This window comes from Sphingopyxis sp. 550B, assembly GCF_057401805.1.
Map to the genome: position 1 here is coordinate 1,512,908 of NZ_CM171610.1, position 15,582 is coordinate 1,528,489.

The 15,582-nt window shown below is 69.0% G+C and carries 14 protein-coding genes; 9 read left to right on the forward strand and 5 right to left on the reverse strand.

The genetic code is table 11. The annotated features are described in order from the left end of the window. Positions 1-2 precede the first annotated feature (2 nt). From AC2S9W_RS07015 to AC2S9W_RS07025, 3 genes are read right to left on the reverse strand one after another with little or no spacing between them, the layout of a single operon-like run. Entirely contained in the window at positions 3-1,052 is a 1,050-nt protein-coding gene (locus tag AC2S9W_RS07015; RefSeq protein ID WP_076074102.1) for an ABC transporter substrate-binding protein, read from the reverse strand. Then, positions 1,049-2,167 carry an ABC transporter ATP-binding protein gene (locus AC2S9W_RS07020; protein ID WP_104960282.1) on the reverse strand — a complete coding sequence of 373 codons (1,119 nt, stop codon included), beginning with the start codon at positions 2,165-2,167 and terminating at the stop codon, positions 1,049-1,051. The genes AC2S9W_RS07015 and AC2S9W_RS07020 overlap by 4 nt, the downstream gene beginning before the upstream one ends. After that, positions 2,167-3,363 (reverse strand): aminotransferase-like domain-containing protein, encoded by a 1,197-nt coding sequence (locus AC2S9W_RS07025; protein WP_486571792.1) that lies wholly within the window; start codon positions 3,361-3,363, stop codon positions 2,167-2,169. The genes AC2S9W_RS07020 and AC2S9W_RS07025 overlap by 1 nt, the downstream gene beginning before the upstream one ends. A gap of 159 nt (positions 3,364-3,522) precedes the next feature. Here AC2S9W_RS07025 and AC2S9W_RS07030 point away from each other — a divergent pair, with 159 nt between their 5' ends. From AC2S9W_RS07030 to AC2S9W_RS07050, 5 genes are read left to right on the forward strand one after another with little or no spacing between them, the layout of a single operon-like run. Further along, positions 3,523-4,917 (forward strand): amidohydrolase, encoded by a 1,395-nt coding sequence (locus tag AC2S9W_RS07030; protein ID WP_076074109.1) that lies wholly within the window; start codon positions 3,523-3,525, stop codon positions 4,915-4,917. Further along, complete coding sequence (locus AC2S9W_RS07035) at positions 4,914-6,200, forward strand: amidohydrolase family protein (protein ID WP_104959334.1); 1,287 nt, start codon at positions 4,914-4,916, stop codon at positions 6,198-6,200. Before AC2S9W_RS07030 ends, AC2S9W_RS07035 begins: the two co-directional genes overlap by 4 nt. Beyond that, the gene (locus tag AC2S9W_RS07040; protein WP_067113779.1) at positions 6,197-6,919 is read left to right on the forward strand and encodes a hypothetical protein; all 723 of its coding nucleotides are present in this window, start codon (positions 6,197-6,199) and stop codon (positions 6,917-6,919) included. The genes AC2S9W_RS07035 and AC2S9W_RS07040 overlap by 4 nt, the downstream gene beginning before the upstream one ends. An 11-nt stretch (positions 6,920-6,930) precedes the next feature. After that, positions 6,931-8,337 carry an amidohydrolase gene (locus tag AC2S9W_RS07045; protein ID WP_104960283.1) on the forward strand — a complete coding sequence of 469 codons (1,407 nt, stop codon included), beginning with the start codon at positions 6,931-6,933 and terminating at the stop codon, positions 8,335-8,337. Next, a complete protein-coding gene (locus AC2S9W_RS07050) occupies positions 8,334-9,590 on the forward strand; it encodes an amidohydrolase family protein (RefSeq protein WP_067109241.1) in 1,257 nt (418 codons plus the stop codon). The genes AC2S9W_RS07045 and AC2S9W_RS07050 overlap by 4 nt, the downstream gene beginning before the upstream one ends. A gap of 8 nt (positions 9,591-9,598) precedes the next feature. On the opposite strand, the gene AC2S9W_RS07055 is transcribed toward AC2S9W_RS07050, so the two are convergent. Then, complete coding sequence (locus AC2S9W_RS07055) at positions 9,599-9,916, reverse strand: hypothetical protein (RefSeq protein ID WP_104959335.1); 318 nt, start codon at positions 9,914-9,916, stop codon at positions 9,599-9,601. Positions 9,917-9,997: 81 nt separating this feature from the next. Continuing rightward, positions 9,998-11,332: an amidohydrolase family protein gene (locus AC2S9W_RS07060; protein WP_076074118.1), complete on the reverse strand. Its 1,335-nt coding sequence runs from the start codon at positions 11,330-11,332 to the stop codon at positions 9,998-10,000. A 140-nt stretch (positions 11,333-11,472) separates the two neighbouring features. On the opposite strand from AC2S9W_RS07060, the gene AC2S9W_RS07065 reads away from it, so the two are divergent. The 4 genes from AC2S9W_RS07065 to AC2S9W_RS07080 all read left to right on the forward strand — a co-directional run bounded on the left by AC2S9W_RS07065 (position 11,473) and on the right by AC2S9W_RS07080 (position 15,509). Then, entirely contained in the window at positions 11,473-12,399 is a 927-nt protein-coding gene (locus AC2S9W_RS07065) for a 4-hydroxy-tetrahydrodipicolinate synthase family protein (protein ID WP_076074119.1), read from the forward strand. 206 nt (positions 12,400-12,605) lie between these two features. Further along, the gene (locus AC2S9W_RS07070; protein WP_286749628.1) at positions 12,606-13,646 is read left to right on the forward strand and encodes a rod shape-determining protein; all 1,041 of its coding nucleotides are present in this window, start codon (positions 12,606-12,608) and stop codon (positions 13,644-13,646) included. Between the two features lie 286 nt (positions 13,647-13,932). Beyond that, on the forward strand, positions 13,933-14,709 hold the full coding sequence (locus AC2S9W_RS07075) for an SDR family NAD(P)-dependent oxidoreductase (RefSeq protein ID WP_076074122.1): 777 nt from the start codon (positions 13,933-13,935) through the stop codon (positions 14,707-14,709). Then, entirely contained in the window at positions 14,706-15,509 is an 804-nt protein-coding gene (locus AC2S9W_RS07080) for an enoyl-CoA hydratase/isomerase family protein (protein WP_286749629.1), read from the forward strand. Before AC2S9W_RS07075 ends, AC2S9W_RS07080 begins: the two co-directional genes overlap by 4 nt. Positions 15,510-15,582 lie beyond the last annotated feature (73 nt).

The window sequence follows — 15,582 nt, forward strand, 5'->3', positions numbered from 1 at the left end:
GATCAGCGCGCGACCCAGGCGTTGAACCGCTGGGTGAGCTGGTCGCCGTACTCGACCCAGAAATCGGCGTTGAGTTCGAGCGCGCCGACCATGTTCGCGGGGTCGCTCGGCGTATCGCGCTTCAACTCCGGGCCGACCTCGCGGTTCGCCTCGATGTTGGTGAGGCCGGTCGGGATGAAGCGTGCCAGCCGCATCTGACTTTCGGGCCGCGTCATGTAGCGCAGCAACTGGGCGGCCTCGGCCTTGCGCGGGCTGTTGGCCAGGATGACCCAATAATCGACGGCATAGATGTTGCCGTGCCAGTTCAGCTTGAAATGGCGGCCTTCGGTGCGGTTGGCGACGACCAGCCGGCCGGGGCTGGTCACCGACATCACCACTTCGCCCGACCCCAGCAGGTCGGGAACCTGCGAGATCGACGACCACCAGACGACATGCGGCTTGATTTCGTCGAGCTTGCGGAAGGCGCGATCGACCCCCGCCGGCGTGCGGAGCGTCGGATAGACCTGGTCGGGCGGTACGCCGTCCGCCATCAGGGCGAACTCCAGCGAATATTTGGGGGTCTTGCGCATGCCGCGCTTGCCGGGGAAGCGCCTGACGTCCCAGAAATCGGCCCAGCTTTGCGGACCGGCCCCGCGGATGCGGTCGCCGTCATAGCCGATCACATAGGACCACAGCATCGCGCCCACGCCGCAGTCGTGCACCGCCGCGGGAAGGAAGGCGTCGCGTCCGCCGAGCGCGGCCCAGTCGAGCCGCTGGAACAAGCCTTCCTCGCAGCCGAGGATCAGATCCTCGGTCTCGACCTGGACGATGTCCCAGCTCGTGTCGCCGCCGGTCACCTTGGTGCGGATCACGCCGACGCCGCCGCGCCAGCTGTCCTCGCGCAGCGGGATGCCGGTCGCCTGCGAGAAGGACGACCAATAGGCCTGCCGGTGCGCGTCCTGCGAGGAGCCGCCCCAGCCGACCACGGTCAGCGGGCGAAGGTCGGACCCCGATCCGCAGGCGCCGAGCGTAAGCACTGCCAGCGCGCCGAGCGCTCTCAGCCGGAATGTCATGATCCCTCTCCCCCCGGATTCGAGCCATCCGCCGCCGGAAAGACGAAGCAGCGGTCGGTGCACCAGCCGATCGCCAGCCGGTCCCCCGGTTTCACGTCCCGGTCGGCGGAAACCCGTGCGATCAGCGATCCGCCGCCGTCGAGGCCGACATGGATGCGACGGTGATCGCCGTGATAGACAAGCTGGTCGACGCGTCCGTCGAGCGCGTTGCAGCAGGGGAGCGGCTGCTCGCCCATCTCGATATGTTCGGGCCGGATCGCCGCGACGACGGCGGTGCCGGGGGTGAAGGTGGCGGCCGCGGTCGCCCGCACGATCTGGCCGCCCGCCAGCCGGATCGCGCACCGGTCGCCCTGCTGCGTGATCACCGTGGCGGCGAGGCGGTTGTTTTCGCCCATGAAACCGGCGACGAAGGCATTGGCGGGCCGTTCGTATATCGTATCGGGCGGGCCGAGTTGCTGCACCCGTCCGTCGGCGAACACCGCGATGCGGTCGGACAGCGTCAGCGCCTCGCTCTGGTCGTGGGTGACATAGAGGATGGTGAGGCCGAGCGCGCGCTGGATGCGCTTGATCTCGATCTGCAGATGTTCGCGGAGCTGGCGGTCGAGCGCGCCCAGCGGTTCGTCCATCAGCACCAGGTCGGGTTCGAAGACCAGTGCGCGCGCCAGCGCGACGCGCTGCCGCTGGCCGCCCGACAATGCGTCGGGCCGTCGGTCGCCAAGGCCTTCGAGCCGGACCAGCGCCAGCGCCGCTTCGACCTTCGCCGCCGCATCGGCGCCGCGAATGCCGCGGACGCGCAGGGGAAAGGCGATATTCCCGGCGACGCTCATGTGCGGGAACAATGCGTAATTCTGAAAGACGACGCCCATGTTGCGCTTGTGCGGCGGCCGGTCGGCAAGCGAGCGGCCATCGAGATATATGTCGCCCTCGCTCGGCGTCTCGAACCCTGCGAGCATCATCAGCGTCGTCGTCTTGCCCGAGCCCGAGGGGCCGAGCAGGGTCAGGAATTCGCCCCGCTCGACCGCCAGGTCGAGCCCGGCCACCGCGGCAGCGGCGCCAGCCGCATAGCGTTTCTCGACGCCGCGGAACTCGACCAGGGGCGAGGCGGATGCCGCCATCAGCATGTCATCGATCGATAGACGGCGCCCAGTCGCCGCACGCCCTCTTCGATCTGCGTCGGCGTGGCATAGCTGTAAGCCAGCCGGACGTGATTGCGCGGGACGCCCGCGCCTTGCGACGCGAAGAAGCGGCTTCCGGCGATCAGGTGCACGCCCGCTTCGGCCGCGCGCGCCGCGAGCTGGTCGCCGTCGGCCTCGTCGGGCAGCGTCACCCAGACGTAATAGCCGCCTTCGGGCGCCGCGACGCGGGCGGTGGGCAGTTCGCGCGCCAGCGCCGTCATCATGGCGTCGCGGCGTTCCCGATAGGCCGCCTGCACGCGCGCGATATGCGCGGGAAAGGCAGGGGAACTCGCAAACCCATGAATGATCCTCTGGATCAGCGGCGAAGAACCGCCTTCCGATTTGAGCGCGATCATCCGCGCGATCAGCGCGGGCTCGGCGGCGACCCAGCCGATGCGCAGTCCGGGGGCGACCAGCTTGGAAAAGCTGCCGAGGTGAAAGATCGATCCCGACCGGTCGAGCGCCTTGAGCGGCGCCTGGTCCGCGCCTTCGAAGCGCACGCGGCGATAGGGGCTGTCCTCGATGATCGCGATGCCGCGCTCCTCCGCGAGCGCGACCAGCGCGGCGCGGCGCGCGTCGGGCATCGTCGTGCCGGTCGGATTGTGGAATTCGGGGACGTTGTAGATCAGCTTCGGCGCCGCCCGGCCGGCGGCGGCGCGGCGATCGAGCGCGGCGGCAAGCGCCGCGACGTCGAGGCCCGCCGCGTCCTGCCCGACCTCGATGAACTCGACGCCGAAATTGCGGAAGATCGGCACCGCGGTGAAATAGGTCGGCGCGGTCACCACGATCGCGTCGCCTTCGTCGAGCAGCAGCCGGCAGACGAGGTCGATCCCCTGCTTCGCGCCGTTGGTGACCAGGATATGGTCGGCGGTCAGGTCGCAGCCGTTGGCATTCATCCACTCCGCCAGCCACGCGCGCATATAGGGCTGGCCTCGGCCCGATGCATATTGCAGCACCTCCTCGCGATGCGCGCCGAGGGCCGTCTCCGCATAGGGCGTCAGGTCGGGCAGCAGTTGCGGCGCGGCGAAACCCGAATCGAAGAAGATCGTCCCCTCGTCGAACTCGGATGGAAAATGCGGGGCCGGAAAGCGCGTCGACAGGGGTCTTGCCCGGCGTGCCAGACGATCATCACTCAACAAATCCTGTGCCCCTCTTCTGCGCCTCGCCTGTTCGCGAAGCGGCTCACCCTGCCCGGAACGATGGTTCGGGCCGACGAATCCGCCATCATCCGACCACCAAAAAGCGAGTGGCGGATTTGCGCGCGCCATCGCTCGTGCTGGTCGGGAGGGGGAAGAATGCGACGACGTCTGCGATATAGGGGAGGACGGGCCGTCGGCGCCTTATGGGCCGCGCTCGCGCTTGCCGCCGGTGGCGCCATTGCCGCCGATCCGGCCGCCGAAGGACCCTTTCCCAGCACCTATCGGCCGGCCGCCGCGGCGCCGACCGCCATCGTCGGCGCGACGCTGCTGACCGGAACGGGCGCCGAGATCGCCGATGCGACGCTGCTGATGCGCGACGGCCGGGTCGAGGCGGTGGGCGCGAACCTTTCCGTTCCCGACGGCTACGCGCGCATCGACGGTCGCGGCAAATGGGTGACTCCGGGAATCATCGACGCGCATTCGCATCTCGGCGTCTATCCTTCGCCGGCCACGCCGTCGCATCAGGACGGCAACGAAGCCGTCGCACCGAACACCGCGGAGGTGTGGGCCGAACATTCGGTCTGGCCGCAGGATCCGAAATTCCGTCTCGCGCGCGCCGGCGGGGTGACGACGCTGATGGTGCTTCCGGGCTCCGCGAACCTGTTCGGCGGGCGCTCCGTGACGCTCAGGAATGTTCCCGCGGTGACGGCGCAGGGCATGAAATTCCCCGGCGCTCCCTATGGATTGAAGATGGCGTGCGGCGAGAATCCGAAGCGCGTCTATGGCGCGCGCGGCCGGTCGCCGGCGACGCGGATGGGCAATGTCGCGGGCTATCGCAAGGCATGGATCGACGCTGCGGATTATGCGCGCAAATGGGACCGGTGGGAAAGCGGCGGCCGCACCGGCGAACCGCCGAAGCGCGATTTGCAGCTCGAAACGCTCGCCGGGGTGCTGAAGGGCGAAATCCTGGTCCAGAACCACTGCTACCGCGCCGACGAGATGGCGGTGATGATCGACGTTGCGCACGAATTCGGCTTTCGCATCCGCGCCTTCCATCACGCGAACGAGGCCTACAAGATCATACCCTTGCTGGTGAAGGAGGACATCTGCGTCGCCACCTGGGCCAACAGCTGGGGCGCGAAGATGGAATCGCTCGACGGGATAGAGGAAAATGCGCCGATGATCGACGCCGCGGGCGGCTGCGCGATCATCCACTCGGATGACGGTCTGCTGATCCAGCGGCTCAATCAGGAGGCGGGAATCGCGATGACCGCGGCCAACCATGCCGGCCTGTCGATCACCCGCGGCGAGGCGATCCGGTGGATCACCTCCAACCCGGCCAGGGCGCTCGGCATCGCCGACCGGGTCGGCTCGCTCGAACCCGGCAAGATGGCCGACGTCGTGCTGTGGAGCGCCAATCCGTTCAGCGTCTACGCGCTCGCCGACCGGGTCTGGATCGACGGCGTGCCGATGTGGGATCGCGGCGATCCGCGTTATCGCTTGCCGTCGGACTTCCTGCTCGGCCAGCCCGGTCAGGATTTCGCGCGATGACCCGCCTCGGCCTTTTCCTGCTGGCGCTGGCGCTGGCCTGCACCGGCCCGGCCGCGGCGGAAACCGTCGCGATCACCGGCGGCCGTGTCGTCACCATGGGGCCCGCGGGCGACATCGCCGACGGGACGGTGGTCATCGCCGACGGCCGTATCGTCGCGGTCGGCGCGGGCGTCGCGGTGCCGCCCGATGCGACGGTCATCGACGCGCGCGGCAAGGTCGTGACGCCGGGGCTGGTCGCGGCGGGGACGGCGCTCGGCCTCGTCGAGGTGCGGATGGTCGCCGCCGCCGACGATCGCGCCACCCACAAGCGCGACCTCAGCGCCGCGTTCGACGCCGGCTATGGGCTCAATCCCGATTCGCTGCTCGTGCCCGTCGCGCGGCTGGGCGGCATCACCCGTGCGATCGCCACCCCCGCCTATGACGACAAGGGGGACCGCGAACTGCCGTTCGCCGGGCAGGCGGCGGCGGTCGTGCTCGACGGCCGCCCGATGCTGATGCGGCGCGGGGTCGCGATGGTGCTCGAAATGGGCGAGGGCGGCGCCGAGCGAACGGGCGGCGCACGCGGTGGAGAGTTGGCCCTGCTGCACGCGCTCTTTGCGGAGGTGCGCGATTTCAAGGCGCGCCGCGCCGCCTATGACCGCGGCGAAACGCGCGCCTACATGCTGTCGCGCGCCGATATGGAGGCGTTGATCCCCGTCGTCGACGGCCGGATGCCGCTGCTCGTCACCGTCAACCGCGCCTCCGACATCCGCGACGCGCTTGCGATGGCCCGCGCCGAAGGCGTGAAGCTGATCCTCGAGGGCGTCGCCGAGGGCTGGCGCGTGGCGGGCGAGATCGCCGCGGCGGGCGTCCCGGTCCTCGTCACTCCGGTCCAGAACAGCCCGGCGTCGTTCGAAGCGCTCGGCGCGACGCTCGCCAACGCTCGCCGTCTCGCCGAAGCCGGCGTGCTGGTCGCGATCGAAGGCAATGGCAATCATCGGGAGCGCGAATTGCGCTACAATGCCGGCAACGCGGTCGCCAGCGGCCTCGACTGGCGCGCCGGACTGGCCGCGATCACGATCAATCCGGCGCGCATCTTCGGGCTCGCCGACCGCGTCGGCTCGCTCGAATCGGGCAAGGACGGCGACGTCGTCGTCTGGGACGGCGATCCGCTCGACACGCTGACGCGGCCCGTCGCCGTGCTGATCCGCGGCGCCCGCCAGCCCATGACGTCGCGCGCCACCGAATTGCGCGACCGCTATCTTCCGACCGTCCGGTCTTCCGCCGAAGGAGAAATCCCATGAACGTGAACAAGCTGCTTTTGCTGTATTCGGGTATATTGACCGCGGCCTTCGCGTTCGCGGTGGTGAGCGAGGCGGGGGCCGACACGCGGCCGGGCAAGGCGGCGTTCGAAGAGATCGACGTCAAGCGGATCAACGTGCGAGAGGACGACGGGACGATCCGCATGATCGTGTCGAACAGCAGCCACGCGCCGGGCATCATCATGCACGGCAAGGAACGTCCGCATCCCGCCGGCAATCGCGGCGCCGGGATCATCTTCTACAATGAGGAAGGGTCCGAAAACGGCGGCCTGACCTTTGCGGGCAAGACCGGTCCCGACGGCAAGGTGTCGGGCGGCGGGCATCTCAGCTTCGACCAATATGAGCAGGATCAGGTGATCCAGCTGACCCAGAGCGAATATGACGGGCGGCGCTGGGCGGGGATGATCATCAACGACCGGCCCGATCAGCCGCTCGACTTCGATCTCGCCGAACGCATCTCGAAGATGCCCGACGGTCCGGAACGCACCGCGCTGCTGGAGAAGGTGCAGGCAGAGGGCAGTTTCGGGCGCCAGCGCCTCTATGTCGGCAAGACGCGCGATCGCGATTCGGCGGTGATGCTCAGCGACGCGATGGGGCGGCCGCGCATCCGGATGCAGGTGACGTCCGACGGCAAGGCGTCGATCGACTTCCTCGACGAAAAGGGCGCCCTCATCCGGTCCGTCGCCCCCAACACGCCGTGATGGGGCACGCGATGGCAGCGCGTCCGCTCCTCGTCGCGGCGGCGGCCTTCGCGCTCGCCGGCTGCGCCGCGTCGGGTGGGGCGGGGCCGCAGGCGGCATCCGCCGGGCCGGCTGCGCCTACCGTCCATTCGGCCCCTTTCCCGAGCACCTATCGTCCGCCGGCAACCCGGCCGGTCGCTCTGGTCGGCGCCACCGTGCTCACCGCGACGGGGGAGGAGATCGCCAACGGCACGGTGCTGATGGAGAATGGAAAGATTGCCGCGGTCGGCGCCGGGCTGCCGGTTCCGGCGGGCTATCGGGCGATCGACGCGCGCGGCAAGTGGGTGACGCCGGGGGTGATCGACGCCCATTCGCATCTCGGCGCCTGGTCGCAGCCCGACAGCGTCGGCGCGCTCAACGACGTCAACGAGATGACCGACCCCAATACGGCGCAGATGTGGGTCGAACATTCGATCTGGCCGCAGGACCCCGGTTTCGACACGGCGCGCGAGGCGGGCGTGACGACGCTGATGGTGCTTCCGGGCTCCGCGAACCTGTTCGGCGGCCGCACCGTCACGCTCAAGAACGTGCCGTCGGCCACCGTCCAGGGCATGAAATTTCCCGATGCCCCCTATGGCATCAAGATCGCCTGCGGCGAGAATCCCAAGCGCGTCTATGGCGCGCGCGGCCGGTCGCCGGCGACGCGGATGGGTAATGTCGCGGGCTATCGCAAGGCGTGGATCGACGCCGCCGACTATGCGCGCAAATGGGACCGGTGGGAAAGCGGCGACCGCACCGGCGAGCCGCCGAAGCGCGACCTGCAGCTCGAAACGCTCGCCGGGGTGCTGAAGGGCGAGATATTCGTCCAGAACCATTGCTACCGTTCCGACGAGATGGCGAACATGATCGACATCGCGCACGAATTCGGCTTTCGCATCCGCGCCTTCCATCACGCGAACGAGGCGTACAAGATCGCGCCCCTGCTGGTGAAGGAGGACATCTGCGTCGCCACCTGGGCCAACTGGTGGGGCTACAAGATGGAGGTGTTCGACGCGATCGAGGAGAATGCCGCGCTCGTCGAGGCGGCGGGCGGCTGCGCGATCATCCATTCCGACGACCCGGTCCTGATCCAGCGCTTGAATCAGGAGGCGGCGGTGGCGCTGTCGGCTGCCTGGCGCGCCGGGCTGAAGATCGAAAAGGCCCGGGCGATCCGCTGGTTCACCGCCAACCCGGCCCGGGCACTCGGCATCGCCGACCGGGTCGGCACGCTCGAACCGGGCAAGAATGCCGACGTCGTGCTGTGGAGCGCCGATCCCTTCAGTATCTATGCGCGCGCCGACAAGGTCTGGATCGACGGCGGTCTCGTCTTCGATCGCGACGATCCAACCTATCGGCGCCATTCCGACTTTCTGGTCGGACAAGCGGGAGAAAGGCCATGATCCGCTTCCTCGCCGCCTGCGCGGCGCTCGCTCTCGCGGCGCCCGCGGCCGCCGAAACCATCGCCATCGTCGACGCGACGCTGCTGACGATGACCGAGGCCGGGACGATCGGGAAGGGGACGGTCCTGATCCGCGACGGACGCATCGCGTCGATCGGCGCAAATGTCGCGGTCCCGCCCGATGCGCGCATCGTCGACGGACGCGGCGGCGTCGTCACGCCGGGCTTCATCCAGGCCGACAGCACCCTAGGCGCGGTCGAGGTCAGCCAGGTGCCGGCGAGCGCCGACCGCGCGACGCACAGCCGGACGATCAGCGCCGGCTTCGACATTTCGCTGGGGCTCAATCCCGATTCGATCCTGCTGCCGGTCTCGCGGCTTGCGGGAATCACGCACGCGGTCACCACGCCGCTCTACGACGACCGGTCCGGGCGCGACCTGCAATTCTCGGGACAGGCCGCGGTGATCGATCTGGCGCAGCGCCCCGACATGGTCACGCGGCCGCGCGTGGCGATGGTGCTCGAAATGGGGGAGGGTGGTGCCGAACGCGCGGGCGGCGCGCGCGGATCGGCGATCGTGGCGCTGCGCGCGACGCTCGCCGACGTCCGCCATTTCGCGCGTCACCGCGCCGCTTACGACCGTGGGGAAGGGCGGCCGCAGACGCTGTCGCGCATCGACCTCGAAGCGCTGGTGCCGGTGGCGGAAGGCCGCATGCCGCTGATCGTCAAGGTCGATCGTGCGTCGGACATCGTCGAGATGATCGCGCTGGCCCGCGAGGAGGGACTGCGCATCATCCTCGACGGCGCCGAAGAGGGCTGGCGGGTGGCCGATGCCATCGCGGCGGCGAAGGTGCCGGTCATCGTCGACCCGCTGGCCAATCTGCCGCACAGCTTCTCGCAGGTCGGCGCGTCGATGGACAACGCCGCGCGGCTGCACGCCGCCGGGGTCGCCGTCGTCCTCAAGGCCGGCAGCGGCGTCGCGCATCGCGCGCGCGAACTGCGCTACAGCGCCGGCAACGCTGTGGCCTGGGGCCTGCCGCACGATGCCGCGGTGGCCGCCATCACCATCAACCCGGCGCGCGTTTTCGGGGTCGCCGACCGCATCGGGTCGCTGGCCGTCGGGCGCGCGGCCGACCTGATATTGTGGAGCGGCGATCCGCTCGAGCCGCTGTCGCAGCCCCGCCTGATCTTCGTCGAGGGGCTCGAAAAGCCGCTGACCGCCCGGCCGCTAGACCTGCGCGACCGCTATTTGCCCTGAGCTTCGGCTCAGGGCAGCGGCTTGCCGTCGACGTCGATCAGCTTCACGGCCGGATAGCGCTCGCGCAGCGCCGCGATCCACTGCTTCGAATCGCCGGCAAGGATCAGCGTCGCCCGATCGCTCCGGATATGTCCGGCGACCGTTGCGGCGATGTCTTCGGGGGATGGCGGCGCCTTCGCGGACACTTCGGATGCGAGCACGTCGAGCGACGCATCGCTGGCAACCAGCGTCGAGAGATAGTTGGCGAGACCCGCCGCGCGCTCGGTCTGGCTCGACAGTCCGTTGGCGACGAACGTCGCGCGGTCGGCGATCCGGGCGGCGTCCATGGGTTCGCTGCGCAGGCGCGGGGATCAGGCGGCGCATCGGAATCTCCCTGAATAGCGCAAGGGCTTCGGGCAAAGAGGGGGTCAGCGGAGCAGCGAAATGCCGTCGCGTCGCACCACGCGGCCGCGCTGCATGACGAACAGCGGCCGCTCGGTCGTGCGGATGTCGGTGAGCGGGTTGCCGGGGACGGCGACGATGTCGGCCCATTTGCCGGGCGTCAGCGTGCCCATCTCGGCTTCGAGGCCGATCAGCCGCGCCGCATTGCTGGTGCCCGCGAGCAGCGCCGCGCCGGGACGCATTCCCGCCTCGACCATCAGCGCGAACTCCATCGCATTGCGGCCGTGGCCATCGGGACGGACCGTCGCGTCGGTCCCGAGCGCGATCGGGACTCCGATGCGCAGCGCGGCGCGGAACATGTCCGCGTGCGCGGCGGCGGCGACGTGCGCCTTTTCGGCAATATTGGGGGGATAGCCGTCGGCGTGGCTCTCGACCCAGTCGAGCGCCATGAAGGTCGGAACCAGATACACGCCTTTCGCGCGCATCAGTTTCAGCGTGTCCTCGGACAGGAAACTGCCATGCTCGATCGAATCGATGCCTGCCTCGACCGCCAGCCGCGAAGCCGCGTCGCCGTGCGAGTGCGCGGCGACCTTGCGTCCCCATTTATGGGCCTCGCCGATCACCGCCTCCAGCTCCTCGCGCGTCAGCTGCGGCACGTCGACGGGGTCGTAGGACAGCACGCCGCCGGAGGCGCAGACCTTGATTGCGTCGGCGCCCCACTTGATCTGGTCGCGCACCGCCTCGCGGCACTGGTCGGCGCCGGTGCAGACGCCCTCGCGCGGGGTCAGGGGCGCGACGCGCTGCGCCGGAAAGGGTGGCCGGTCGCAGCTGCCGCCGGTCGCGGTGATCGCATTGCCGGCGGCTAGGATGCGGGGCCCCGGCGTCAGGTCCGCCGCGATCGCGTTGCGGAGTCCCACATCGATGAACTCGCGGCCGCCGACATGGCGCACCGCCGTGAAACCGGCCTCGAGCGTCCGGCGCGCGTTGGCGGCGGCATAGAAGGCCATTTCGGTCGGGTTGCGCATCAGCTCGTTGAGCGTCTTGCGATAGTAATTCTCGTCGGGTTCGAGCGTCAGGTGCGAGTGGACGTCGATGAAGCCCGGCAGCAGCGTCGCGTCGCCCAGGTCGATGACCTCGGCGCCTTCGGGAATCGCCGCATCGCCGCCCACCGCGACGATCCGGCCGGCCCGCACGACGACGACGGCATCGCTGCGCAGTCGTTCGCTCGTCGCGTCGAACAGGTGCGCGGCGCGAAGCACGACCGTTTTTTCGCCATCCTGCGCCGATCCGGTCGCGCCGGCGCAGAGCAGAAGGGCGCCCGCCAGTCCCGCGCGCGCGATGCGTTGAATGGCTTTCAGCATGGCATGTCCCCCGACCCCTTCGGCAAAGACGCGAACGCCCTATCGCATAGGAGCGACGAGTGCGCCGAATCCGCCAGCGCGATAGCGGATTTCGCGTCGCCATCCATCCTGTTCATGCGCGGCAGCAACAGGGGAGCAGCATGTCCAAGAGCCGGATCGAGGGATCGTTCGTCGCCACCGTCACACCGTTCGACAGCCGCGGAGAGATCGATTTCGGCGCCTGGCGGACGCTGATCGACCATCAGCATCGCCACGGCACCGCGGCGATGCTGTTCCTGGGATCGACCGGCGAACCGTCGCTGCTGTCGCCCGAGGAAAAGCAGCGGGTGATCGTCGAGACCGCGAAGATGCGGCCGCCGGGGATGCTCTTCTATTACGGCTGCACCGGAGCCTCGACGGCGCAGGTGATCGACAATGTGCGCTTTGCCGCCGCCAACGGCGCCGACGGCGCGATCATCGCCGCGCCTCCCTATATCTGCGCGCCGGAGACCGATATCGAGCAATTCTATCTCGACGTCGCCGATGCGGCGGACTTGCCGCTCGGCATCTACAACAACCCGCCGCGCGTGAAGACCGACCTTCATTGGGACCAGCTGCTGCGGCTTTTCCGCCATCCCAATATCGTCGTGCACAAGGAATCGACGGGGCGCGTCGGGCAGGTGGCGCAGATATTGGCGGCCGCACCCGACGTTTCGGTGATGTGCTGCGATTCCCCCAATCTCGGGCTGGTCGTGCCGACGATGGCGTTGGGCGGGCACGGGACCGCGAACATGAGCGGCAATCTGGCTCCGGCCGAAATGGCGGCGATCTCGAAACCCTGGACGGGTGCCGACGATGCCGCCGCTTTTCGCGAGCGCTATCTGGAGCTGCTGCCGCTGCTGCATTTTCATTACTCGGCGATCAACCCGGTCGCCATCAAGTCGCTGATGCGTGCCTGCGGGTTGCCGGTCGGCGAATTGCGCCGGCCGCTTCGCGGTCTGTCGCCGGCGCAGGTCGAGACGGGGCTGGAATTCATCCGCACGAGCGGAATGGGGGCTCGCTACGGCTATACCACTGGGACGTCGTGAACAGGGCGCGGCGTTCGCGCGATCCCTGGAGCGTCCGGGAACGGCCGGATTTTCGGTCAGGCGCGGGAAACCCACGGTCCGGCTCGCACGGTTATTGACCTGGCCTCGCCCTTTACCCATGCGGACGGCTTGCTTGGGCAAGCGTGGGCCGGGGGGCGGGGCGCTTGATTCGGGCGCGACAAGGATCAAAGGTTTCGTCCCCGTTCATGACCATATTCCAGCGCTTCGCGCCGCACGCGCATGACATCGCCATCGACCTCGGGACGGTGAACACCGTCATTTACGTTCGCGGTCGGGGGATCGTGCTCAACGAACCGTCGGTCATCGCGCTCGAAACGCGCGACGGGATTCGCCACGTCAAGGTCGTCGGCAACGACGCCAAGCCGATGATGGGCAAGACGCCCGCCAATATCGAGGCGATCCGGCCGCTCCGCGACGGGGTGATCGCCGACATCGACGTCGCCGAACAGATGATCAAGCATTTCATCGACAAGGCGCTCGGCGGGCCGAGCCGCCTGCGCCGCCGCAGCCATGTCGTCGTCTGCGTCCCCTCCTGCTCGACGCATGTCGAGCGCCGCGCGATCCGCGACGCGGCCTCCAACGCCGGCGCCGTCAGCGTCCAGCTGATCGAGGAACCGCTGGCCGCGGCGATCGGCGCCGGGCTGCCCGTGACCGAACCGCGCGGAACGATGGTCGTCGACATCGGCGGCGGCACGACGGAGGTCGCGGTGCTGTCGCTCGGCGGCGTCGCCCACAGCAGTTCGGTGCGCGTCGGCGGCGACAAGATGGACGACATGATCGCCTCGTCGATCCGCCGCAAGCACAACATGATGATCGGCGAAATGACCGCCGAGCGCGTCAAGCTCGCGATCGGCTCGGCCGTCGCGCCGCAGGGCGAGGGCATCGTCATGGCTGTCAAGGGACGCGACCTCGTCACCGGCCGGCCGTCCGAAGTCCAGGTGTCCGAGGCGGAGATCGCGGAGGCGCTCGCCGAACCCGTCGGCCAGATCGTCAGCGCGGTGAAGGCGGCGCTCGAACGCACGCCCCCCGAACTGTCGGCCGACATCATCGATGAAGGCATCACGCTGACCGGCGGCGGGGCGCTGCTGCGCCGCATGGACCAGGCGATCGCCAAGGCGACCGGCCTGCCCGTCCGGGTAGCGGAAGACGCGCTGATCTGCGTCGCGATGGGCGCGGGCCTGACCTTCGACGATCAAAGCTATCGCGGTATATTGATGGCCGCCTGACGGCCGCGCAGGGCCGATGGGAATAGCCTTTCGGCCGCCGAACCCTCATCCCCCGCCCGCCACCGTTGGCGGCTGCGACGGGGGAATAGGTTGGTTGTGCACGGAAAGAACATTAAGAGAACAAATGGCGGCTGTCAAGCTGCGCATGCACGCGATGGCGACACAGTTTGAAATGCGTCGCGTGACTTTGCTTGGAAGGGAGGCGCCCGCCGCCGCCCCACGCTCCCCTCGGTTGACGTAAACGGTAACTTGTCTAACGGTCGCTGCATCGGAACGGGAGACATCTATGAGCAAGGAACCGCAATTCGATCTTTCGGGGCGCGTCGCGCTGGTGACGGGGGCGTCGTCGGGGCTCGGTGCCGGGTTCGCGCGGGCGCTGGCCGCGGCGGGCGCGAAAGTCGTGCTGGCCGCGCGGCGCGCCGACCGGCTCGCCGAACAGGTCGCCGCGATCGAGGCGGCGGGCGGGCAGGCGGTCGCGGTGTCGCTCGACGTGACCGACGAGGCATCGACGAAGGCCGCCTATGATGCCGCGGAGGCGGCGTTCGGCACCGTCGATACGATCATCGCCAACGCCGGCGTGGCGACCGAGAAGGTGGCACTGGGGCTAGCGGTCGAAGAGGTCGACGGCCTGCTCGCCGCCAATATCCGCGGCGTCTTCCTGACCGTGACCGAGGGCGCGCGGCGGCTCGAAGCCGCGGGCAGCCGCGAGCGGCAGCACGGCCGCGTCGTCATCATCGGCTCGATCACCGCCGACAAGGTGTTCCCGGCGACCTCGGTCTATGGCGCGACCAAGGCGGCGGCGCGCCACATGGGCAAGGCCTTCGCGCGCGAATGGGCGCGGCGCGGGATCAACGTGAACGTCATCCAGCCCGGCTATTTCGAATCCGAGATGACCGCCGAACTGTTCAGCAGCGAGGCGGGCCGCAAGTTCGTCGCCAGCTTCCCGCGCCAGCGGCTGCGCCCGGCCAGCGACCTCCATGCGCCGCTGCTCTTCCTCGCCTCCGACGCGTCGGCGGGGGTGACCGGCAGCGTCATCACCGTCGACGACGGGCAGACCTTGTGACGGACGAAGCGAAGCGCGAACTGATCGTCGAGCGGCGCGGCGCGGTCGAGATCGCGACGCTCAACCGGCCCGAGCGGCTGAATGCGCTGAACGAAGGGCTGGTCGAGGCGCTGAACGCCTATTTCGGCGGGCTCGCCGAACGCAAGGATGTGCGCGTCGTGCTGCTGCGCGGCGCCGGTCGCGGTTTCTGCGCCGGGCTCGACATCCAGGAGGACCGGGCCGGCGACGAAACGCCGGTGTTGCGCACGCTGCGGACCCAGACCGATATCGGCAATATCTATCGCAGGATGCGCGCCTGTCCGCAGCCGATCATCGCGCTCGGCCACGGCGCCGCGGCGGGCGGGGGGCTGTCGCTGCTGCTCGCGTCGGACGTGCGCTACGGCGCGCCCAGTTTTCGTTGCAACGCCGCCTACATCCGCATCGGGCTCGGCGGCTGCGACATGGCGTCGAGCTATTTCCTGCCGCGCCTCGTCGGGGCGAGCCTCGCGTCGGAGATGATCCTGACCGGGCGCTTCGTCGGCGCGGAGCGGGCGCTCGCGGCGGGGCTGATCAGCGAGATCGTCGACGAGGACAAGCTGCTCGACCGCGGGCTCGCGCTCGCCGAAGAGATGCTCGCGACCAGCCCATGGGGCTTGCGTCTGTCCAAGCAGGCGCTGAACCTCAACATCGACGCGCCGAGCCTGGAAGCGGCGATGGCGATCGAGGACCGGCAGCAGGTGATTCTGTCGGCGACCGAGGATTACAAGGAAGCGCTCACCGCTTTCCTCGACAAGCGCCCGCCCGAATATCGCGAGCGATAGCGGGCCTTCGGAAGAAAGGACGGCGTTCGGGCGCCCCGGCCCCGGAAAGGCGAGCCGGATTCGAGCAGAACAG

Excerpts from the sequence above, each read along its gene's own strand:
- AC2S9W_RS07030 (WP_076074109.1), top strand. The coding sequence starts at position 3,523 with ATGCGACGACGTCTGCGATATAGGGGAGGACGGGCCGTCGGCGCCTTA.
- AC2S9W_RS07040 (WP_067113779.1), top strand. The coding sequence starts at position 6,197 with ATGAACGTGAACAAGCTGCTTTTGCTGTATTCGGGTATATTGACCGCG.
- AC2S9W_RS07050 (WP_067109241.1), top strand. The coding sequence starts at position 8,334 with ATGATCCGCTTCCTCGCCGCCTGCGCGGCGCTCGCTCTCGCGGCGCCC.
- AC2S9W_RS07035 (WP_104959334.1), top strand. The coding sequence starts at position 4,914 with ATGACCCGCCTCGGCCTTTTCCTGCTGGCGCTGGCGCTGGCCTGCACC.
- AC2S9W_RS07015 (WP_076074102.1), bottom strand. The coding sequence starts at position 1,052 with ATGACATTCCGGCTGAGAGCGCTCGGCGCGCTGGCAGTGCTTACGCTC.
- AC2S9W_RS07020 (WP_104960282.1), bottom strand. The coding sequence starts at position 2,167 with ATGGCGGCATCCGCCTCGCCCCTGGTCGAGTTCCGCGGCGTCGAGAAA.
- AC2S9W_RS07070 (WP_286749628.1), top strand. The coding sequence starts at position 12,606 with ATGACCATATTCCAGCGCTTCGCGCCGCACGCGCATGACATCGCCATC.
- AC2S9W_RS07075 (WP_076074122.1), top strand. The coding sequence starts at position 13,933 with ATGAGCAAGGAACCGCAATTCGATCTTTCGGGGCGCGTCGCGCTGGTG.
- AC2S9W_RS07060 (WP_076074118.1), bottom strand. The coding sequence starts at position 11,332 with ATGCTGAAAGCCATTCAACGCATCGCGCGCGCGGGACTGGCGGGCGCC.
- AC2S9W_RS07065 (WP_076074119.1), top strand. The coding sequence starts at position 11,473 with ATGTCCAAGAGCCGGATCGAGGGATCGTTCGTCGCCACCGTCACACCG.
- AC2S9W_RS07045 (WP_104960283.1), top strand. The coding sequence starts at position 6,931 with ATGGCAGCGCGTCCGCTCCTCGTCGCGGCGGCGGCCTTCGCGCTCGCC.
- AC2S9W_RS07055 (WP_104959335.1), bottom strand. The coding sequence starts at position 9,916 with ATGGACGCCGCCCGGATCGCCGACCGCGCGACGTTCGTCGCCAACGGA.